This window comes from Sphingomonas sp. 1185 (assembly GCF_040544655.1).
Lineage (GTDB): Bacteria > Pseudomonadota > Alphaproteobacteria > Sphingomonadales > Sphingomonadaceae > Sphingomonas.
The window spans coordinates 1-22077 of sequence record NZ_JBEPKL010000021.1; the positions used below are offsets into that span (position 1 = coordinate 1).

At 67.9% G+C, this 22077-nt stretch carries 11 protein-coding genes; 6 read left to right on the forward strand and 5 right to left on the reverse strand.

What is annotated here, in order from left to right:
- Positions 1-136: 136 nt before the first annotated feature.
- The gene (locus ABIC44_RS13695; RefSeq protein ID WP_354296080.1) at positions 137-715 is read right to left on the reverse strand and encodes a class I SAM-dependent methyltransferase; all 579 of its coding nucleotides are present in this window, start codon (positions 713-715) and stop codon (positions 137-139) included.
- A 168-nt stretch (positions 716-883) separates the two neighbouring features.
- Here ABIC44_RS13695 and ABIC44_RS13700 point away from each other — a divergent pair, with 168 nt between their 5' ends.
- The 3 genes from ABIC44_RS13700 to ABIC44_RS13710 all read left to right on the forward strand — a co-directional run bounded on the left by ABIC44_RS13700 (position 884) and on the right by ABIC44_RS13710 (position 6557).
- On the forward strand, positions 884-3376 hold the full coding sequence (locus ABIC44_RS13700; protein ID WP_354296081.1) for a TonB-dependent receptor domain-containing protein: 2493 nt from the start codon (positions 884-886) through the stop codon (positions 3374-3376).
- A 156-nt stretch (positions 3377-3532) separates the two neighbouring features.
- Positions 3533-4549, forward strand: a complete 1017-nt coding sequence (locus tag ABIC44_RS13705; RefSeq protein WP_354296082.1) for a DUF2332 domain-containing protein — start codon at positions 3533-3535, stop codon at positions 4547-4549.
- A 250-nt stretch (positions 4550-4799) separates the two neighbouring features.
- A complete protein-coding gene (locus ABIC44_RS13710; RefSeq protein WP_354296083.1) occupies positions 4800-6557 on the forward strand; it encodes a methyl-accepting chemotaxis protein in 1758 nt (585 codons plus the stop codon).
- Positions 6558-6824: 267 nt separating this feature from the next.
- Here the strand turns inward: ABIC44_RS13710 and ABIC44_RS13715 are convergent, their stop codons facing one another.
- From ABIC44_RS13715 to ABIC44_RS13725, 3 genes are all read right to left on the reverse strand, one after another.
- Entirely contained in the window at positions 6825-8135 is a 1311-nt protein-coding gene (locus tag ABIC44_RS13715) for a chloride channel protein (RefSeq protein WP_354296084.1), read from the reverse strand.
- A gap of 120 nt (positions 8136-8255) precedes the next feature.
- Complete coding sequence (locus ABIC44_RS13720) at positions 8256-10634, reverse strand: TonB-dependent receptor plug domain-containing protein (protein WP_502959851.1); 2379 nt, start codon at positions 10632-10634, stop codon at positions 8256-8258.
- Between the two features lie 178 nt (positions 10635-10812).
- Positions 10813-13098, reverse strand: a complete 2286-nt coding sequence (locus tag ABIC44_RS13725) for a TonB-dependent receptor (protein WP_354296086.1) — start codon at positions 13096-13098, stop codon at positions 10813-10815.
- Between the two features lie 288 nt (positions 13099-13386).
- On the opposite strand from ABIC44_RS13725, the gene ABIC44_RS13730 reads away from it, so the two are divergent.
- Positions 13387-15657, forward strand: coding sequence for a beta-glucosidase (locus tag ABIC44_RS13730; protein ID WP_354296140.1), 2271 nt, complete (start codon positions 13387-13389; stop codon positions 15655-15657).
- 49 nt (positions 15658-15706) lie between these two features.
- Entirely contained in the window at positions 15707-16939 is a 1233-nt protein-coding gene (locus ABIC44_RS13735; RefSeq protein ID WP_354296087.1) for an MFS transporter, read from the forward strand.
- A 164-nt stretch (positions 16940-17103) separates the two neighbouring features.
- Here ABIC44_RS13735 and ABIC44_RS13740 read toward each other — a convergent pair whose 3' ends face one another.
- Positions 17104-18732: an alpha-L-fucosidase gene (locus ABIC44_RS13740; RefSeq protein WP_354296088.1), complete on the reverse strand. Its 1629-nt coding sequence runs from the start codon at positions 18730-18732 to the stop codon at positions 17104-17106.
- A 342-nt stretch (positions 18733-19074) separates the two neighbouring features.
- On the opposite strand from ABIC44_RS13740, the gene ABIC44_RS13745 reads away from it, so the two are divergent.
- Positions 19075-22065: a TonB-dependent receptor plug domain-containing protein gene (locus ABIC44_RS13745; protein WP_502959852.1), complete on the forward strand. Its 2991-nt coding sequence runs from the start codon at positions 19075-19077 to the stop codon at positions 22063-22065.
- Positions 22066-22077: the final 12 nt, after the last annotated feature.

A 22077-nucleotide genomic window follows, 5' to 3' on the forward strand; every position in this document is an offset into this window, starting at 1 on the left:
AGCGCCCACCCCTCACCCAGCTCCGACTAAGCCTTTGCTTTCGCAAAGACCAAGTCTGCGCAACCCTCTCCCCTCTGCGAGGGGCGAGGGAAGGATAAGGCATCGTTGAATCTCGATCGGCCTTAAATTGGATGGATCAGACCGGCGCGGCTGCGTCGAGATAGGCATTGCCCCCTTCGTCCCCAAGCCATCCCACGGGCTGTACGCCGGATTCTTCCAGAACTGCCTCATAGGCCGCGGCACCCAGTGAGGCGGACTCCCGCCCGGTCAGCGTATCGCGCCACACGCACGCCTCGCGCGGGACGCTGACCAATAGCCTGCCGCCCGGTTCCAGTGCCCGTGCCATCCGGCGCAGCATGTTCGGTTGCTCAACTGCGTCCAACAGGAAGAGAAAGCCGATGGCGATGATCCCGGGATGACGGCGGTTGAAAAAATGACTGGTCTGCGCCGGTTCGCACGCGATGGCCATGTCTGGAAAGCGCCGGGCGAAGGCGGCTGCGAGCCTGGGAGCGGCGTCGACGCCCGCCACGCGATACCCCTTGTCGACCAGGGCCTGGGCGATCGGCATGCCGTGGCCGCACCCGATGTCGAGGATCGTGGCGCCCGGCGCGATATGCCGCTCCGCCCAGCCGCTGACCAGCGATGTTCCGATGCCGGAGCGCAGCGCAATGAAGCGATCGGCGACGGCTTCCCAACCGGCGGAACTGTCCGTCATGCTTTCGCCCTCCCGCCCGATCGAACCGGTCCATGGCACGGCATCCTACCGGCCGATCCGCCATACAGGATCAGACAATGGCCGATATATCCGGCGCGCGACATATTTAATCGTTTGCAAAGGCTTGTCCGGTAACGAACTCCCCAATCAACAGGGGAGAGGGATATTATGCGTCTTCAACGGCTGCTCATTTCGGCCATTCCGTTCGCGTTGCTGGTACCGGCGCACGCTCAGGGGCAGACGGCGTGGAGCGACAAGTCTGCGGACGACAAGGCCGCGCGGGCCGATACGCTCAACAAGGATGTGGTCGTCACCGCCGTCGCGCGTGGGCGCGATCGTCTGGACAGCGCCATCTCGACCAGCTCGCTCGGCGCGGCCGAGATTCTGAAGGCGGCGCCGCGTTCGACCGCCGAAATCTTTCGCAACATCCCCGGCATCCGATCGGAAAGCTCGGGCGGCGACGGCAACGCCAATATCTCGATCCGCGGCCTGCCGATCGCGTCGGGCGGTGCCAAGTTCCTGCAATTGCAGGAGGACGGCCTGCCGGTGCTGGAATTTGGCGACATCACCTTCGGCAATGCCGACATCTTCCTGCGTGCCGATATGAACGTGTCGTCGGTCGACGCCATTCGCGGCGGTTCGGCCTCGACCTTCTCGTCCAACTCGCCGGGCGGGGTCATCAACATGATCTCCAAGACCGGCGAGGTGCCGGGCGGCGCGATCATGGCGACGGCGGGCCTCGACTATGGCGAATACCGGCTCGACTTCGATTACGGGGCCAAGCTGTCCGACACGCTGCGCTTCCATATCGGCGGCTTCTATCACCAGGGCGAGGGGCCGCGCCGGGTCGGCTATGACGGCGCCAAGGGCGGCCAGATCAAGCTGAACGTCACCAAGGAATTCAGCGGCGGCTATATCCGCTTCTACGGCAAGTTCCTCAACGACCGGTCGGCGGCCTATCTGCCCAATCCGGTGCGCGTGACCGGCACCAACGCCAATCCGCGATACGAGAATGTGCCGGGATTCGACATCGCCCGCGACGCGCTGCTGTCGCGCTACGACACCAGCAACGTGACGCTGGACGGACAGAACAACCCGGTGGTCGACGACAAGCGCGACGGCCAGCATCCGGTGGTCAACGCCTTCGGGGTCGAGACGCGCTTCGACGTGTCGGGTTGGACCGTGACCGACCGGTTCCGCTATGCCGATGTCTCGGGCCGGTTCATCTCGAACTTCCCCTCGGCGGTGGACAGCGCGGCGGCCACCGCGACGGCGCTGGGCGGCGCGGGGGCGACGCTGCGCTACGCCAGCGGGCCGAATAGCGGGCAGACGATCACCAACCTGTCGGGGCTGAACGGCAACGGCCTGCTCGCGCGCGTGGTGGTGTTCGACACCAAGCTCAACAGTCTGGACAATGTCACCAACGACCTGCGCGCCAGCCGCGTCTATGACATCGGCAAGGGCGAGCTGACCACCACCGCCGGCTTCTACAAGTCGCGCCAGACGATCGACACCGACTGGCTATGGACCTCGACGCTGATGGACGTGCGCGGCGATGGGCGCGCGGCGCTGGTCGATGTGGTCAATGCCGCGGGCGTGCCGCAGACGCAGAACGGCTATTATGCGTTCGGGGCTGACTATTTCGGCGGCTGCTGCCGTCGCAGCTACCGTGTCGATTACAACGTCAATGCGCCGTTCGGATCGCTGAACTACAAGATCGGGCGTTTCGCGCTGGGCGCCAGCGTCCGCTACGACTTCGGCAATGCGCAAGGGGCGATCTTCGGGTCGGATCTGGGCGGTGGCCGCGTCGGCACCACGGCGCGCGACATGAATGGCGACGGCGCGATCTCGGCGGCCGAGCGGCGCGTGGCGGTGATCCCGCTGACCAGCCCGGCGCCGGTCGATTACAGCTGGCACTATCTGTCCTATTCGTCGGGGATCAACTTCCGCGTGTCGGAGCCGTTCGCGATGTTCGTCCGCTATAGCCGGGGGGCGCGCGCCAATGCCGACCGGCTGTTGTTCGGTCCGGCGGTCAGCACGACCGACGGCCATCTGATCAATAAGGACGCGGCGGTCGACTATGTGCGCCAGGCCGAGCTGGGCCTGAAATATCGCAGGAACGGCATGTATGTGAACCTGACCGGCTTCTGGGCGCGCACCGAGGAGCAGAATTACGAGGCGACGCGTCAGGTCTTCATCGACCGCGAATATCGCGCCTACGGCCTGGAGCTGGACGGGGCGTATAGCGTCGGCCCGTTCAACATGACCGGCGGGGCGACCTGGACCGATGCCAAGATCGTCAGCGACGCGCTGAACCCCGGCGTGGTCGGCAACACCCCGCGCCGCCAGGCCCGGCTGATCTTCCAGGCGACGCCGCAGGTCGATCTGGACCGCGTCACGATCGGCGCGAACGTGATCGGCACGACCAGCAGCTATGCGCAGGACAGCAACCAGTTGAAGCTGCCCGGCTATGCGGTGGTCAACGCCTTTATGCAGTTCCGCGCCACCGACCGTATCCTGGTCTCGCTGAACAGCAACAACCTGTTCAACGCGATGGGCTTTACCGAGGCGGAGGATGGCGTGATCCCGACCAACGGCATCGTGCGCGCGCGTGCCATCAACGCGCGGACGACCTCGCTGTCGGTGCGGGTCGGCTTCTGAACCGGCGAGGGGGCGTGCGGCCATGCGCCGCCGCCCCCCGCTAGGGCCTGTCGGTTCGCCGGCGAAACACCATTGATATGTTAACGGTCGCGGTCGCATAGGCGGGCGATGCAGACGGAGCGTTCGCCCAATATGTGCCTGGAGCCGGATGGTCCCGTGAGCGAGCTTTACCGTCAATCGCTCGTGATGCGCGCCATCGGCACGCCCTTCGTCGCCGATCTGCTGGCGGCGGTGGACCGGCAGCTGGAGAATGCGCCGCAGACCGCGTCGCTGATCCGCTCCTGGGGCGCCAATGCGGCATCCTCTGCGATCGCGATGCGGATCAACGCCGCCTTTCACGCGCTCGCCCGGCAGGGCAGGGTGCCGCCGCTCAGCGCGCTCTATGCCGGGGAGCATCGCCGTTTCGACGAGGCGGTCGCATTGGCGCTGGCGGCGCATGACGGATTTTTCGTCGACTGGCTGCGACAGGTGCCGCAGACCAACGAGGTCGGGCGAGCGGCGGCGCTTCATGCCGCGCTGATGGTCCTGGCGCGCGACCATGGCCTGGACTTCGAATTGCTGGAGATCGGGGCGAGCGCCGGGTTGAACCTCAATCTGGCGCGCTATGCCTATGACCTGGGCGGCGTACGCGCGGGCATGGCGACGTCGCCGGTGCGGATCGCGCCGGTCTGGCAGGGCGCGCCGCCGCCCGAGGCGGCCGTGGTCGTGCGGGAGGCGCATGGGGTCGACCTCCATCCGCTCGACGTGAACGATCCGGTGGCCTGTGAGCGGCTGGCCTCCTTCGTCTTTGCCGACCAGCCCGAACGCGGCGAGCGACTCGGCCATGCGCTGGCGCTGGCGCGGCAATATCCGCCCCGCATCGCGGCGGGGAATGCCGCCGAATGGCTCGCGATTCAGTTGCGGGAGCCGCAGGCGGAGCGGCGTCACCGGGTCGTCCTGCATTCGATGGTGCTGCAATATGTCGATGCGGGCGACCGGGCCGCGATCGAGGCGGCGCTGGCGCGCGCGGGGCAGGCGGCGAGCGACTCGCGGCCCTTGGCCTGTATCGGCTTCGAATGGGATGCCCGGCGCGAGCGAGTCGAACTGCGTTTGCGCTCCTGGCCCGACGGTTGCGACCATATTCTGGCCCATTGCCACCCCTACGGCGCGTCGATCACCTGGCTGGAGGGCTGAATCCCGGTTCGATCGATCCGTAACTGGACTGGTTTCACTCATAATTAACGCCATCCCCCCTAGGCGTCGTTCCAACGAAAATTTCCAAGAACGACGGGGATCATGCGCATTCATTCCATGATGGCGACGCTGGCATCACTGAGCCTCGTCGCGCGTGGCCGTCCGCTTCATCGGCAGACGGCGTCGGCTCTGGTCTGCCCGGCATGGTGATCCGCATGTCGCCCTCCGCCCCTGTCGAGAGAGTCGCATAATGCTCACGAACATGAACATTCCCAAGAAGCTGGGCGTGTCGTTCCTGGTGATCAGCCTGTCCGCGGCGGTGATGACGATCGTGTTCTTCGTCAACATCTGGGAGATCCGGAGCGCGACGGCACGCAACAACCATGCGCAGGAGGTCTATGCCAAGGCGCTGACGCTGGAGACGTCGATCCTGCGCGAGAACAGCCAGCTGCGCGGTTTCCTTGTCACGGCGGACAAGAGCTACCTCAAATCCTATGAGGAAGCGCGCAAGGAATATGACACGACCAGCCGCGAGCTGACCGCGATGCTGACCGACTCGACCGAGCTGGCCCATGTCGCCAAGTCGCGCGCCGAGGCGACCCGGTGGCGGCGGCAGTGGAGCGACCGGCTGACCGAATGGGTCAAGGCGGGGCGGCGCGACGAGGCGCAGCAGGCGGTGCGCGATGCGGGCAAGGCGGTGCTGACCAGCGACATCGTCCTGCCGCTGCGCGCGGTCCGCGACCAGGAGACGGCGGCGATCAAGGAAAACGCCGCGTCGCAGGAAGGCGCGATCACGACCGCGACCATCGCGCTGGTGCTGGGCGGCATCATGCTGATCGGCATCGCCATCACGCTCCAGATGATGTTGAGCCGCAGCATCGCGCGGCCGATCACCGCGCTGACCCGGCGGATGGCGGACCTGGCGCGCGGGCATAACGATGTCGATGTGCCCGGCCATGCGCGCGGCGACGAACTGGGCGACATGGCGCGCGCGGTGGTCGTCTTCCGCGACGCCGCCAAGGCCAAGGTCAGCGATGACCGCGAGCGGGAACAGGCGTTGCAGGCGATCGGCTCGGGCCTGTCGTCCCTGTCCGAGGCGGACCTGACCGTCCGTCTGACCGACCTGCCGCCCGCCTTCCATCAGCTGGCCGCCGACTTCAACCGCGCGGTCCAGAATCTCGCCGGGCTGACCAGCCATGTGCGCGGCAGCGCGGGCGCGATCCGCTCCAATATCGAGGAGATCCGGCAGGCGACGGACAATCTGTCGGCCCGCAGCGAGCAACAGGCGGCCAGCCTGCGCGAAACCGCTGCGGCGGTGGGCGAGATCACGCAAGGGGTGCGCGACGGCGCGCTCAATGCCAGCCAGGCCAATCGCGCCGTGACCGAGGCGCGCGACGAGGCGGAGAAGGGCGGCCAGATCGTCGCCAAGTCGATCACCGCGATGAACGGCATCGACCAGGCCAGCCGCGAGATCGTCGACATCATCACGGTGATCGACGGCATCGCCTTCCAGACCAATCTCCTGGCGCTGAACGCCGGGGTCGAGGCCGCGCGGGCCGGGGACGCAGGCAAGGGCTTTGCCGTGGTTGCCTCCGAGGTCCGCGCGTTGGCGCAGCGCTCGGCGGATGCGGCGTCGGACGTGAAGTCGCGCATCCTGTCGGCGATCGAGCATGTGAAGTCGGGCGTGGTGCTGGTCGACGAGACCGGCAACGCGCTGCAAAGGATCATCGGCAAGGTGTCGGACGTCAGCACCGTGGTCGACGTCATCGCGCGCTCCTCCGAACAGCAGGCGCACAGCCTGAGCCAGGTGAACATCGCGATCGGCGAGATCGATTCGGTGACGCAGCAGAATGCCGCGATGGTCGAGGAATCGACGGCGGCGGCGACGATGCTGGCCAAGGAATGCGGCGCGCTCGTCTCCTCGGTGATGCGATTCAACGTCGATCCGGTTGCCCCGGCCGCGACCGGCTATGCCGATCGCGCTCCGCCGATGCGGCTGGCCTCGTAGCGAACCCGCCCCCTGAGAGGGCCGGAGTGACCTAGGGCCGATCGCCGTTCAGCGATGCCTTTCCTTCCCTCGCCCCTCGCAGAGGGGAGAGGGTTGCGCAGACTTGGTCTTTGCGTAGCAAAGGCTTAGTCGGAGCTGGGTGAGGGGTGCATGCGCGCAGCGCGCGAGCCTTTGGGCTCGCTCAATCCCTCACGCAAGCTCCGCTAACCCTGTCCAGGGGAGAGGGAAAGAAGACGCAACACTGAACGTCGATCGGCCCTGAGGGGATCAGGCCTCGCGACGCATCGCGAAGGTCCGCGACAGGCCGTGATAGAGCTTCTCGCGGCACACCAGCGCGCTGACCCCGTCGGCGATATAGGCGGTGGCGAACATCGGCAGCATCAGGCCGCGGCTGTTCGTGGTTTCGGCCAGGATGATGACCGCGGTCAGCGGCGCGCGGACCACGCCCGCGAAATAGCCGACCATGCCCAGGATCACGATCGCCGATGACGGCGAATCGGTGAACACCGACCGCAGGATGTTGCCGATCCCCGCCCCGACCGCGAGCGAGGGGGCGAAGATGCCGCCGGGCAGCCCGGCGACCGCCGTGGCCAGCGTCGCGACGAACTTGGCCGGGCCGAACCAGAGCGGCGCGTCATGCCCCGCGATCATCGCCCGCGCCGCGCCGTAACCGGTGCCCCAGGTCAGCCCCGTCGCACAGCCCAGCGCCCCCACCACCAGCCCGCACAGCGCGGCGAACAGGATCGGCTGCGCCTTGGCCTGGCGGGTGATCCGGTTCGATCCCGTGGCCAGCGTCAGCATCAACCGGGAAAAGGCGCCGCCCGCCAGCCCGCCGACGATCCCGGCGACCGGCACCACGAACAATGCCGAGGCCAGGCTCATATGCGCGCCGATCAGCCCGAAATAGACATAATCCCCCTGCACCGACTGCGCGACCATGCCCGCGATCACGATGGCGGCGATGACCAGCAGGGTCACGCGCTGCTCATAGGCGGAGGCGAGTTCCTCGATCGCGAAGAGCAGTCCGGCCAGCGGCGTGTTGAACGCCGCCGCCACGCCCGCCGCGCCGCCCGCGATCAGCACCGCGCCGCGCAAGGGCACGCGCAGCAGCCGGTGGCTCAGCCCCATCACGGCGGCGGCGATCTGCACCGTCGGCCCCTCGCGCCCGACCGACGCACCGCCCAGCACCGCGACCAGCGTCAGCAGCGCCTTGCCGGTCACGGTGCGGATCGACACCAGCGAATGGGTCGCCCCCTCCGGATCGCCCTGCGCGGCGATCACCTGCGGAATGCCCGACCCGCGCGCGAGCGGGACGTAGCGGCGGGTGATCCACACCAGTCCCGCAAAGATCAGCGGGGTCGCGACCAGCGGGGCATAGGGATAGCGCGCGACGAATCGGCCGAACATCTCCCCCGCCGCATCGGCGGCCAGCGCGAAGACGGTGGCCGCCAGCCCGATCGCGATCGCGCCCAGCAAAATGGCGAGTCGCGTCCGGAATCGCACGGATTGCGGGCCACGGCTGCGGAGCAGCGCGCGGTAGCGCGCGGGTGTCCATCGGAGGGGGTTCGATCGGGGCATGCCACCGTCTTACCCCGCCCGCCGGATAAGGCTAGCGGGGGTGCTCGCGATCATGGTCGCGAGCGACGAATTCCGTGATCCGGCCAGCGGGGCCGCGCGGATGCGCCGCCCCGTTCGTCCTCACCAGTTCACGCCCGCACGGGCATAGAGGTAACGGCCGTTGAACCCGAAGGGCGAATAATAGGGGAAGCCCAGCACGCCGGTCGAGTTGTTGGCGGCGATCTGGCGCTCCGGATAGACGTCGAACAGGTTGCTGACGCCCAGGCCCAGCTGCACGCCGCGATCGGCGGTGTAGCGCAGCTCCAGATCGGTGATCGCGCGGCGTCCGACCGGCACGTCGGCGGCGGCGGTGGTGCCCGGCTGGATCACGTTTCCATAATAGGTCACGCGGGCCAGCGCGCCCAGCCGGTCGAGCGACCAGTCGATGCTGCCCGTCACCTTCTGGCGGGGCGTGCCCTGTTCCAGCGTCAGGATGCGGCTGCGCGCGAACAGTGTCGGCGCGGGGTTCAGCACCGCGGTCGAGGTCGGCACGCGGGTCACGTCGACATCGTTGATGTTGCCCGCGACGGTGAAGTCGAACACCCCCGCCTGCGTCGTGCGCCAGCGATAATGCGCGACCGCGTCGATCCCCTGCGTGGTCGAGGCCAGCCCGTTGATGAAGAAGCGTGCCGCCGACACGTTGAACGGCGCGAGCAGCGCGGCGACCTGCGGGCTGAACGTCGCCTGGATATTCTCCGACAGGCCCAGCTGGTTGCGCAGCTTGATGCGATAGGCGTCGACCGTCAGGTCGAACCCGCCGAACCGGATCACCGTGCCCGCCGACAGGTTGGTCGACTTTTCCGGCTCCAGCGACAGTCCGCCCAGCGTCGCGCCGACCGAGGAGACCGAGGGGAAGGTGCCGGTCAGGATCGGCACGCCATTGGTCACGACCGAGGCGATCTGGGTGAAATATTGCTGTTGCAGCGACGGCGCGCGGAATCCGGTCGAGGCGGTGGCGCGGAAGGCGAGCCAGTCGGCCACGTCGTAGCGCGCCGAGATCTTGCCGTTCGCCGTGCTGCCGAAGTCCGAATAATCCTCGAACCGGCCCGCCAGGCCCAGCAGGAGCTTGTCGGTCACCTGCGCCTCGACATCGACATAGGCGCTGACGTTGCGGCGGCTGCGCTTGGTCTCGTTGCGCGGCGAGAAGCCGCCAAAGCCCTGTGCGCCGGGCGAAGCGCCCGCCACCGCGCCGCTGGTCGGATAGCCATAGGAGGCCAGCTCGCCCGCGACGATCTTGTAACCCTCGCGCCGGCCCTCCAGCCCGAAGGCCAGGTTCAGCGACTGGAAGACGTCGAACTTGCGCGTCACGTCCAGCCCGGCGACATATTGGTCGTAGATCAGCGCGCCGTCGTCGAAATTGCGCGGGGTCGCCGCGCCATAGGCGTAATTGGCCGAATTGAGCGTGCGGAAGGCGATCTTGTTGCGGCCATAGCTGAACGACAGGTCGACATCGAACCCGGCCAACTGGCCCTTGAGGCCCGCCGCCGAATTCAGGTCCTGCGACTTGGTGTTGATGATCGGCAGGAAGCCGTCGGGATAGCCCGCCGTCCGCGTCGCGGCGCTCGCCAGCCGGGGGAAGGCGGCGCTGCGCGAGTCGCGGTCCTGATAGCCGACCCAGCCATACAGGCTCCATGTGTCGGTCAGCGAGGTGCCCGCATTGATGAAGCCGGTATATTGCTCGACCGCCGGGTCGCCGTAACGGCCGGTGATCCGGGTCGGGGTGACGCGCGGGTCGAAATCGGCGCGGTTGGTCGGCTGGCGGTTCAGATACTCGCCCGAGACGGTGATGAAGCCGTCCTCGCCAAAGCCGATCCCCTGCCATAGCGAGGCGGTGACGGCATGTTCGCCGGTGACGTGGCGGCTGCCGCGCGCGGTATCGACCTGGGTGTCGTAGAAGCCGTAATTGACCTGTGCGCCGCCGCCCGACCGGGCCTGGCGCAGCCGGAGGTTGACCACGCCCGCGATCGCGTCCGAGCCATATTGCGCCGAGGCGCCGTCGCGCAGCACCTCGATCCGGTCGAGCGCGACCGTCGGGATGGTGTTGAGATCGACCGCCGCCGATCCGCGCCCGACCGTGCCGTTGGTGTTGAGCAGCGCCGAGGTGTGACCGCGAATGCCGTTGATCAGGACCAAAGTCTGGTCGGGCGACAGGCCGCGCAGCGTCGCCGGGCGGATCGAGTCGGTGCCGTCATTGGCGGAGGGACGCGGAAAGTCGATCGAGGGCGCGACCGCCGACAGCGCCGCGCCCAGTTCGGTCGTCCCCTGCCGCTGAAGGCTCGAGGCGCTGAGCACGTCGACCGGCGAAATGCTGTCCAGCCGGGTGCGCCCCTCGACGCGCGTGCCGGTGACGATGATGTCATTGCCCTCGCTGGCGGTCGTCGCGGCGTCGCCGCCGGTGGGCGCGCTCTGCGCCGGTTCGGACGGCTGGCCGGGGGTGGCCTGCTGCGCCCAGACCGGCATCGCCGTCAGGCTCGCCAGAAATGTCCCCGCCAATGCGGCCTTGCGAAGCTGATGCACGCGTCGATCTCCCTTGTGCAGCCCTGTCCCTGAAGCAGGCTATATGCGCGCATGCGTCCGATTGATCGGCGGAGAAAATCTGTGCGCCGCACAAGAGGCGGTTGACCGATAGGGAAGGGCGTCAGAACCGCCCCTCGAAACTCAACCCCAGGATGCGGGGATTGGACAGGGTGCCCCGCACGCGGCCGTCGAAATCGGTGTAGAAGGACGTCGGCTGCTGTCGGTCGAAGATGTTGCTGGCGATCAGATAGGCGCCGAAATGCTGGTTCCGCCATCCCAGCTTGGCATTCACCAGCGTCAGCGGGCGGATGTCGCGCACGCTCTGGTTCACCGTGTCCTGGTAGAAGGCATCGCGGTACGTCGCGTTCACATTGGCGAACAGCCCGCTATCGTCGTGCCACGTCCCCCCGGCGGAGGCGGTCCAATGCGGGGCGTTGGCGAATTCGTTGCCGCTGGCGGATCGTCCGAGCGTGCCGACCGGAACGGTGAAGTCGAGGAACTTCGACCGGCTGTGCCCGACCCCGACATACAGGTCGAGCGTGCGGGTCGGTCGCCCGCGCAGCTCCGCCTCGAAGCCATAGAGGCGCGACTTGCCCGCATTGACGACCTGGGTGTCGAACACCGCGCCGGGGGTCAGCCGCACCGCCACCTGCTGGTCGCGCCAGTCGATATAATAGGCATTGGCGTTGAAGCTGAGCTTGCGGTCGAACCAGTCGGATCGCAGCGCGACTTCATAGTTCCAGGTATATTCGGGGGCGTAGGTGAAGGCCTGGCCGCGCTGCTGGTTGATGCCCGCCCCGCCGGCGCGATAGCCGCGCTGCACCGTCGCGCTCAGCCCGATATTGGCCGCGACGTCCCAGCTCAGTCCCAGCTTGGGCAGCCAGGCGTCATAGGTGATGGTCCGGATCGGCTCGACGCTGGTCGCCCCGGCGGCGGTGGCGACCAGCAGGGCGTTCAGCCGGGTGATGATCGGCGCCAGCGCGGGCACGGGCAGCCGCGCCGGATCGGGCAGCGTGCCGTTGAGCACGACCGACTGGGTGGCGCCGCGCTGCTGCCGCTCATTGTCGTAGCGCAGCCCGGCGCGCAGCTTCAGCCGCGCGGTCAGCGGGAAGGTCAGGTCGGTGAACCCGGCCAGGTTGCGGGTCAGTCGCGGCTGGGTCAGGCGGTTGCGGATCGGAACGACGCCGCCATACAGGCCCAGCACCGTGTTCACGACCGGCTGCGACAGGCCGAGCGCCAGCAGCTGCCGGTCGACGCCCAGCCGGGTCAGGTTCAGATCCTGCGTCGCCTCGAACAGATAGTCGCGATTGTCTTCGCGCAGATAATAGGCGCCGATCAGCCCCTGGACCCAGGGCAGGTCGATGCCCAGCCGCAGTTCCTGCTGGACCGTCTTGGCGGGGTCGCGGGTCAGGCTGAGCTGGCCGGGGGTCGCGTTGCGATCGGGATCGGCGACATAATGGGCGCGGACGTCGGAATAGTTGGTGACCGAGGTCAGGTCGAACCCGCCGCCCAGCGCATAATGCGCCTCCAGCGTGGCGATGTCGCTGACCACGCGGGTATCGGTCGCGACGTCCTCGGTGACGATGCGGTCGGTGGGCTTGTAGGGGGCGTCGAACTCATAGGCATAGACGCCGCGCACATGGCGATCGTGCAGATAGGTCGCGACCACCCGCAGTCCGGGGAGCGCGTCGGGGGTGACCAGCAGCTTGGCGCGCAGCGTCTCCGACTGGCGGGCATCGGCGTCGCGGTGGAGCGTGCTGTTATGAACCAGCCCGTCGGTCCGGGCGACCTCGCCCGCCAGCCGGAAGGCGATCTGGTCGCCGAGCAGCGGGCCGCCGATCGCCGCGCCTGCGCGCCGCTGGCCATCGGGGCCGGTCAGCATCACGCGCGCCTGCCCGCTCCATTCGTAACCGGGGTCGGTGGTCCGCACGATCACCGCACCCGCCAGCGCGTTGCGCCCCTGCACGGTCGATTGCGGCCCGCGAAACACCTCCACCTGGGCAATGTCGTAAAGGTCGAGCGGCCCGGTGTTCAGCGCCGCACGGGGCAGCACCGCGCCGTCGACATAGACGCTGGCCAGCGCCCCGTCGCCCGCGCCCGAGACGTTGAAGGCGTCGATGCCGCGGATCGTGAAGCTGGTCCGGTCGGCGCCGATCGAGACGTTGGGCGTGCGCTGGAGCACGTCATAGACGTCGAGCAGATTCTGGTTCCGGATCGTCTCGGCGGTGGTGACGGCGACGCTGGCGGGGGTTTCCTGCAAGGTGCGACCGGCCTTTTCCCCCAGCACGACGATGTCGTTGCTGCCGTCCTGCACCGCCGCATCCGGCTGCTGCTGCGGCGTTACCTGCGCGAACAGCGGCGTCGCGGCCGAGCCAAGAAGCACGGCCAGCACCGATCGAACCATCATCGTCTTATCCCCCATTTCGTTACGCCCGCGCGCTAATCATCATGATTATGCGATTCAATCGCATTATCATGGCAAGGCAGTCGGGCGGCGACCCTGGAGATGGTCGATCGGACAGACCACCGTCGTGTCCGTAGGGTACGCTCGCTCGGGCAGGGGCGGATGGGTGTCCGGAGGGGTTAGTCCTTGATTCCGCAGGGTTGTGAACGCCCGCTGGACAGGATGGCATGGATGCAACAGAGAAGGTCCAAAGCAAGCGATACTGGGAGGGTGACGGTGACGAAGGGCATGATGGCGAGCGGGCTGGCGATGATCGCGCTGGCCGCGACGGGCATGAGCGCGCAGGGCGCGGCGCAGACCCGGACGCAAAACCGCGCACAGCCGGCCGCGAAGGCGACCGCGTCCTCCGCCGCCGCGGCCCGCGCCCGTGCCGACCGGATCGTCGCGCAGATGACCCGCGCGGAGAAGATCCTGCTGGTCCATGGTCTGTTCCCCACCATGGCGGCGGGCAAGACGCGCGAGGAACTGATCCCCTCGGCCGGGCATATCGACGGCATCCCCCGGCTGGGCGTGCCGGTGGTGCGCGAAAGCGACGCGTCGCTGGGCGTCGCCAACCAGGTCGAGCAGCGGGTCGGCGATGTCGCCACCGCGCTCCCCTCCGGCCTTGCCACCGCCGCCAGCTTCGATCCCGCCATCGCCCGCGCGGGCGGCGCGATGATCGGCGCGGAGGCACGCGACAAGCGGTTCAACGTGCTGCTGGCGGGCGGCGTCAACCTGATCCGCGATCCGTGGAACGGCCGCAACTTCGAATATCTGGGTGAAGACCCGCTGCTCGCGGGGACGCTGGGCGGCGCGCATATCGCGGGGGTCCAGTCGAACCGCATCGTCTCGACGATCAAGCATTATGCGCTGAACGCGCAGGAGACCGGCCGCGCCGTGCTCGACGCGCGGATCGGCGAGGCGGCGCTGCGGATGAGCGACCTGCTCGCCTTCCAGATCGCGATCGAGAAGGGCCAGCCCGGATCGGTCATGTGCGCCTATAACAAGGTCAATGGCGACTGGTCGTGCGAGAACCGCCACCTGCTGACCGATGTGCTGAAGCGCGACTGGGCCTATCCGGGCTGGGTGATGAGCGACTGGGGCGCGGTGCATTCGACCGCGAAGGCCGCCAATGCCGGGCTGGACCAGGAATCGGGCGAGGAACTCGACAAGGCGGTCTATTTCGGCGCGCCGCTGGCCGAGGCGGTGGCCAAGGGGCAGGTCAGCGAGGCGCGGCTGGACGACATGGTCGCGCGCTATCTGACCGGGCTGATCGAAACCGGCGCCTATGACGCCCCCGTGCCCGCACGGGCGGTGACCCCTGATTATGCCGCCCATGCCGAGGTGGCGCAGCGCGCGGCGGAGGCGGGGATCGTCCTCCTCAAGAATGACGGCAACCTCCTGCCCATCGCCCGCACCGCGAAGCGGATCGTGGTCATCGGCGGCAATGCCGATGTCGGCGTGCTGTCGGGCGGCGGATCGTCGCAGGTCCGCTCGGTCGGCGGCGCGCCGGTCGAGATTCCGCTCGCCTATGGCGGCTCGGCCTCGTTCGCGCGGATCACCTATCACGCCTCCTCGCCGCTCAACGCGCTGCGCAAGGCGCTGCCCGGCGTCCAGATCGAATGGCAGGACGGGCGCAACCTGAACGCGACGGTGGCGGCGGCGAAGAATGCGGACATGGCGATCTTCTTCGCGACGCAATGGACGACCGAGGCCGACGACGTGCCCGACCTGCGCCTGCCCAACCAGCAGGACGCGCTGATCGCCGCGATCGCCGCCGTCCAGCCGCGCACGGTGGCGGTGATGGAGACGGGCGGCCCGGTGCTGATGCCCTGGATCGCCAAGGTCCCCGCTATCCTCCAGGCCTGGTATCCCGGCCAGCGGGGCGGCGAGGCGTTGGCCGCGATCCTGACCGGGCGGGTCGACCCGTCGGGCCGCCTGCCGATCACCTTCCCCGCCGACGCCTCGCAACCGCCGCGCCCGCGCCCCGTCGGGCTGGACAAGCTGAGCGAGGTCGAAGCGGCGGCGGCGGCCAATCCGGCGGCGGCGGGCGGGATCACGCTCCAGAGCTTCCCGGTCGAATATGTCGAGGGCGCCGATGTCGGCTATCGCTGGTACGAGAAAAAGGGGCTGAAGCCGCTTTTCCCCTTCGGCCACGGGCTCAGCTATACCAGCTTCGCCTATCGCAACCCGGTCGTCACCGGCGGGCGGACGATCAGCGTGACCTTCGACGTGGTGAACACCGGCCAGCGCGCCGGGTCGGACGTGCCGCAAATCTATGTCGCGCGCGACGGCAGCGGGGACGCGATGCGGCTGGCCGCGTTCCAGCGGGTCGCGCTGAAGCCCGGCGAGACCCGGCGCATCACCCTGACCGCCGAGCCGCGCATCGTCGCCGATTACGATACCGGCCTGCCCGGCTGGCGGATCAGGGGCGGGCGCTACCGGGTGGCGCTGTCGCATGACGCCGCCGACCGCGCGATCGTAACCAGCACGACCGTCGAGGCGCAGACGATGAAGCCCTGAGCGGATGGCCGATCTCCGGCGGCGCGATCGGGGGCAGGGGGCCGCGGCGATGTCCGCGCGCCCCATCCCGTCCGCCCGCCCATCCTCGCACCGCCCCTTGCCGCTGGGCCTCTTCGCGCTGGCCAATGCGGGTGGGGTGATCGCCTATCTGCCGCTTCTGACCCTGCTGCTGCCGATCAAGGTGGAGGCGATCGACGGCGCGGGGCGGATCGGCCTGTTGTCGCTGATCGCAATCTGCGGCGCGGCGGCGGCGAGCCTGGCCAATATCCTGTTCGGCTGGCTGAGCGACCGGACCCAGCGCGCCGGCCATGGCAGGCGGGTGTGGATGGGCATGGGGATCGTGGCGATCGCCGCCAGCTATGGCGGGTTCGCGCTCGCCACCACCCCGGCGGCGCTGATCGCGGCGATCCTGGCCTTTCAGCTGGCGGTCAACGCGCTGCTCGCGCCGATGATGGCGATCATGGCCGAGGAGATACCCGACGACCAGCGCGGCACGGCGGGCGGGCTGCTCGCGCTGGGCAGTCCGGCGGCGTCGGCCCTGTCGACGCTGCTGGTCGGATCGGCGATGCTGGGCGAGCATGGCCGGATGGCGGTGCTGCTGGGCATGAGCCTGATCCTCATCCTGCCGCTGATGCTGACGCGCGCGCGGATCATGGTGCCGGTCGAGGCCAAGGGCGCACCGGGCCCGTTGCCGCCGCGTCGCGATCTGGTCGTCGCGGGGCTGTCGCGGCTGTCGATCCAGGTCGCCGCCATCGTCACCCAGGTCTATCTCCTCTATTATTTCGAGGCGATCCTGCCGGTCGCACAATGGGCGGCGCTGCCGCGCTGGATCGGGCAGCTCTTCACCATCGCCTTCCTTGCGCCCCTGCCGATCGCGCTGATCCTGGGGCCGCTGGCCGACCGGACCCGGCGGCGAAAGGGTATCCTGCTGGTGGCCGCGCTGGTCGCGACGGCGGGGCTGGTCGTCATGGCCTGGATCGGGATGCGGGGGATCGGCGCCGACTGGCGGATCGCGGCGGTCGCCTTCATCGTCTATACGACCGGCTCCTCGGTGTTCGTCGCGCTCCATGCCGGGCTGATCCTGCAACTGCTGCCCGATCCGCGCCACCGGGGGCGCGACCTGGGGCTGTTCAACCTGACCAACACCGTGCCCTCGATCATCGGCGCCTCGCTGACCTGGACGTTCGCCACGCCGCAGGATTTCACCACCGTCATGGTGGTGCTGGCGCTGATGACCGGCCTCGGGGGATTGGCGATCCTGGGGGTGCGGACCTGGGAGTAGGCGCCGAAGCGGAAATCCTCGCTGACCTGAGGAGACGCCCCGTCCTATCCGTAGTGACACAAGCCAGAACGGGGCGTCGAGGACCGTGCGGAAGCCCGACCTCGCGCTCCCCTTACCGTCAGGCGGTTTAAAAAGCGCCAAGGAATCGATGAGCTGCGGCGGAATTACACCAGCCCCGGCCCCTCCACCACCAAGGCGACGCCGATATCGTTGCGCAGCGCGGGGGGCAGGTCGACCTCCAGCGCCCCGGCGGTGCGGCGGAAGGGCAGCGGCGCCGGATCGCCGGGAATCGTCACCCGCTGCACCGATCCGGTCCGCGCGAGCGCGGGGAAGCGCGCGACATCGTCCTCGGGCCAGCCCAGCGTGAATCCATGGACCGCCGCCCCCTTGCGCACATAGCGCACGTCGCGCGGGGTATAATGCGAGTCCTGCCCGCCTTCGTTGAACTGGCCGCCCTTCGACGCGGTGGGGCCCTCGCCCAGCAGGCGCCAGGGGCGGGTGGCGTAGATCGCGTCGCCATAGCGGCGCATCCACGCGCCGATCCGCTCGACGATCGCCTCTTCCTTCTCGTCGATCGTGCCGTCGCCGCGCATCGGCACCGACACCATCATATTGCCGTTCTTGGCGATGACGTCGCACAGCGTGTGGATGATCTTGCGCGGCGTCTTGTACCCGTCACGCGCATAGAGATCGCGGTCGTAATGCCAGTTGCCGATGCAGGTCTCGGTCTGGAAGGGATAGGGCTGGATCGACTGGTGCGCGCCGCGCTCGACATCGTCGACGATCCCCGCAAGCCGTTCCGGCGGCGTGTTCTTGGCGGTCACCACCGCCTCGTTGCGGCCGCCGTTCCGCCGCATCGAGCTGTTGTACATATAGGCGGCCATATCGAGCCCCGCCTGGCCCAGCGGCAGCGTGAAATTGTCGAAGTACAGGAGGTCGGGCTGATAGAGGTCGACCAGCTCGCGACAGCGCAGCCGCCACTGGCGGACAAAGGCCGGGTTGGCGGCGGGCGGCTTTTCGTCCCAGACCCGGTCGTTCTTCTCGTGCCACGCATCGGCCTCGGCGATCGAGCGGAAGCCGTCGGGCATCTTCATCGTCGGGCCGGTATAGAGCTGTTGCGGGTCCAGCCCCTCCCACCATTGCCCGCGCCCGTCCGCCCGGGTCAGCCGCGCCGCGTCATAGCGCTGCCCGGCGCGCGGGCCTTCGGGATCATAGCCATAAGCGGGCTGGTACCAGTGCCAGGCATGCCCCGAATGGTTGGACACGCCGAAGCGCAGCCCCCGCTCGCGCGCCAGCTTCGCCCAGGTGCCGACGATGTCGCGCTTGGGGCCGAAGCGCGTCGCATTCCAGGGATGATGGCTGGACGCATAGGAATCGAAATTGTCGTGGTGATTGGCCAGCGCCATGAAATAGCGCGCGCCCGACCGCTGATAGAGGTCGAGCAGCCGCGCCGGGTCCCAGTTCGCGGCGGTCCAGCGCGGATACATCTGCATGAAGCCGATATCGGCCGGGTGGCCGTAATGCGCCAGGTGATGCCGATAGGCGCGGGTGCCCTGCAGATACATTTCGCGCGCATACCAGTCGCCCGCCTCGGGCACGCACTGCGCCGACCAATGCGCCCAGAAGCCGAACTTGGCATCGCGGAACCAGTCGGGCGCCCGATAGCCCGCGACCAGCGAGGACCAGTCGGGCCGAAACGCCTGGGGCGTCGCGGCCCCGGCACGACCGGGAAGCAGCGCGGACCCCCCGATGCCTCCCATGGCGGACAGGAACGATCGGCGGCCGATCTGCATCGTTTTTTCCCCTTGGAGGCTGAGGCACAGGTGCGGAACCGCGAACTTGCCTGACAAAAGCACGCGCGTCCATGGGCTTGCATGGCGCAGGGCGCGGGCGTTGCGATCCGGCACGGTGCGGTATCGCGAGGCGCCCCCACCGAAACATGCCGCGCCCCCCGGTTGGATGATCGCATGCGATCGGGCGCACGAGCGGGGCGGTCCGTCCCTGCCACTGCCCTGGACCGGGCCGAAGCGGGATTATCCCCGAATGTCGGACAGTTGACAGACAGCGAAAAAGCGAAGAGTGATGCTGGTAACGTTACCAGATATAACGGAACGAGATAGGGAGTGGAGACGATGATGACGGGAACGCGCGCCCGCCGTTCGGGCAAGAGCGGCATCGGACCGGCCAGCCTGGCGGTTCTGGCCCTGTGTATCGCCATGCCGGCCCAGGGCCAGACCGCCCCGGCGCAGGATGGCGCGACGGTCCAGCCGGGGCAGGGCGCTCAGGCCGGACAGGGCGATGTGGCCTCGCCGCCCGCCGATGCCGGGGAAGCCCAGACCCGAGACATCATCGTCACCGGCTCGCGCATCACCACCGGCGGCTTCACCGCGCCGACCCCGACCACGGTGATCGGCGAGCAGCAGATCCAGCAGAACGCGCAGCCCAACATCTTCACCACGGTCGCGCAGCTGCCCTCGCTCCAGGGTTCGACCGGCACCTCGGTCAACACCTTCAGCACGTCGAGCGGACAGCAGGGGCTCAGCTCCTTCTCGCTGCGCGGCGTGGGGGCGATCCGCACCCTGACCCTGCTCGACGGGCAGCGCGTCGTCGGCGCCAACGTCACCGGCGTACCCGATATCAGCCTGTTCCCGCAGCTGCTGATCAAGCGGGTCGATGTGGTCAATGGCGGCGCCTCGGCCTCCTATGGTTCGGACGCGGTCGGCGGCGTCGTCAACTTCATCACCGATACCCGGTTCAAGGGGATCAAGGGCAATGTCCAGGGCGGCCTGACCACCTATGGCGACGACCAGCAGGTGCTGGTTCAGCTGGCGGGCGGCACCAGCCTGTTGAACGACAGCCTGCACCTGATCGCCAGCACCGAATATGCGCATGAGGACGGCGTCGGCGGCGGCGAGTTCGGCACCGCGCTGGCGGGCGGGCGCGACTGGTTCCGCCAGTCGACGCTGATCAACCGCAACGTCCTGAACGACGGGACGCCGCAATATCTGTTCCGCGACTATGCCCAGCCCTATAATTACACCAAATACGGCCTGATCACCGCCGGGCCGCTCCAGGGCATCGCCTTCGACCAGGCGGGCAATCCGTTCCAGTTCCAATACGGCTCGGGCGGGGTGCCCGCGCGCGACGCGGCGGGCAATGTCCGCGGCTGTCTCCCCGGCTTCTGCCTGGGCGGCGACCTGTCGGGCAATGTCGATGCGGGCCGCTCGCTCCAGTCGAAGATCCAGCGGGTGAACAGCTATGGCCGTATCGGCTACGACTTCGCGCCCAACGGCGAAATCTATGGCACGGTCAATATCGGCCAGGTGAAGACCAACAACCAGCCGGTCGGCGGCATGAACCGCCCGAACCTGACGATCGAGTGCGCCAATCCCTATGTCCCGGCGGCGATCAAGGCGGCCTGCACCACGGCGGGCATCACCAATTTCCAGTACGGCACCAGCAACGCCGCGCTGGGCAACAGCCAGGTCTATACCGATCGTCGCCAGTATCGCTTCGTCGCCGGCGCCAAGGGGCGCGAGGCGGTCGCGGGGTCCGACTGGTCCTACGACATCTATTACGAGCACGGCACCAACTATACCGACGTCGATGTCAGCAACATCATGCTGTCGCGCCGGTTCAATCAGGCGATCAACGCCATCACGCTGGACGGCGCGATCGTCTGCGCCGATGCCACCGCGCGGGCCAATGGGTGCCAGCCGCTCAACATCTTCGGCGGCAATCCCTCGGCGGAGGCGCTCAGCTACATCATCCCGCAGAACGGCGCCTATCAGCGGACGCGCCAGACCCAGGACGTGATCAGCCTCAACTTCTCGGGCTCGCCCTTCTCGTCCTGGGCGGGGCCGGTGTCGGTGGCGTTCGGCGGCGAGTTCCGCCACGAATTCTACCGCGTGCGCGCCGATCCCTACGGCGCGGGCTTCGCGAACACCCCGGCCAACGGCGCCTATCCGGCCGACCCGGTGCTGCTGGCGGACGGCAACAACTGGTATGCGGGCAATTACAAGAACGGCAACGGCGCCTATAGCGTCAAGGAGGCGTTCCTCGAGGCCGATCTGCCGATCATCAATTCGGATGCGGGCGGCCGGGCCAATATCAACGGCGCGGTGCGCGTCACCGACTATAGCACCTCGGGCACCGTCTGGGCGTGGAAGATCGGCGGCACCTGGGACCTGCCGGTCGACGGCCTGCGCATCCGCGGCGTGACCTCGCGCGACGTGCGCGCACCCAATTTGTCGGAACTGTTCGCCGCGCCGGTCACGACGACGCTGCCGGGCTTTTTCGATCCCTTCCGCAACGTCAACGTGCTGGCGCTTCAGAACACCATCGGCAACGTCAACCTGACGCCCGAGATCGCGCGCAACACCACGCTGGGCATCGCCTTCTCCAACTCGGCGGCGATTCCGGGGCTCAGCTTGTCGGTCGACTATTACAAGATCAAGATCACCGACGTCATCTCCAGCCTGGGCGCGCAGGACATCGTCAACCTGTGCTTCCTGAACATCGCGCCGGAGACGTGCGGCGTGTTCAACCTGAACAACCCCAACGGCCCCAACTTCATCAACGTCCAGTCGTTCAACCTGGCATCGATCCTGACCGACGGTTTCGATATCGAGGCAAGCTATCGCTGGCAGCGTCCGCTGGGCCTGCCGGGCAGCCTGACGCTGCGCGCGCTGGCAACCAATATCCGGCGGTTCATCACCGATACCGGCCTGCCCGGCACCATCCCCAACGACACGGCGGGGGTGAACATCGGCAACACGCCCAAGTGGAAATGGCTGGCGGTGCAGACCTATGCCACCGACGACTGGTCGCTGCTGCTGCAGGAACGCTGGTTCAGCGACGGCAAGCTGGGCAACCAGTATATCGAGTGCACCACCGGCTGTCCCGCCTCGACCGCCAACCGGCCGACGATCGACACCAACTTCATCCCCGGCGCCTTTTATTTCGACGTGGGCGGCACCTATAACGTGACCCCGGCGGTCACCGCCTATTTCAAGGTCGACAATGTGTTCAACCGCGATCCGGCCCGTTCGCCCTATTTCGTCAATCCCGCGCTGTACGACGTTCTCGGGCGGGTGTTCCGCGCGGGCGTGCGGTTCAGCTTTTAAAGGAAACAGGCC